Origin of the sequence: Acinetobacter sp. UBA5934 (assembly GCF_002430855.1) — a bacterium.
GTDB lineage: Bacteria > Pseudomonadota > Gammaproteobacteria > Pseudomonadales > Moraxellaceae > Acinetobacter.
On the sequence record NZ_DJDC01000180.1, the window covers coordinates 3,535 to 4,066 of the forward strand.

General features: G+C 36.3%; 1 protein-coding gene. It reads left to right on the forward strand.

The window, feature by feature from the left end; all coding sequences use genetic code 11:
* Window positions 1-281 precede the first annotated feature (281 nt).
* The coding region (locus B2Y23_RS13140) for a hypothetical protein (RefSeq protein ID WP_291356064.1) at window positions 282-532 on the forward strand (251 nt) is incomplete at its 3' end.

Sequence of the window (532 nt, forward strand, 5' to 3'; positions counted from 1 at the left end):
GGTTCGAGCCCAGGTGGAAGAGCCAAGATTCTAAAAAGCCCATTCATCATGAAGGGGGCTTTTTTTTATTCTCCAAATTTCTTTGCCCATCTCGCACAACTCACACTTTTGATTTGTGCTCTGGAATAATATCTTTTTATTAAAAAAGTAGATCATTCCCCTATCTATTGCTCACTTCTTAAAATTTGGTTATGTTCATTCTAATAAAAATATTCTAATCCACTGCTATGAATGCAACCTAGTTAAAATCCCTCATTTTCTGGATTATTTTGATTATTGTTATGTTCGCCGTATTTCAATGCAGTCAAAATTCTGAAAATAAAAAGCAGGCTTCTGCACTCATGTATGAACGCCTGTTTCATTGCACCGGTCATTTACCGCAAAAGAACCCGGAAGTTTTAAAACACATTCAGCAGCAACTCAAACCCGAGCTCACTCAAGCCGAGCTAATGAAACTGATCAACGAATGTCGGCAAGCCTCCCCATTACAAAGCAAAGAAACTTATATAAATTTAATAAAATCACTTAAATA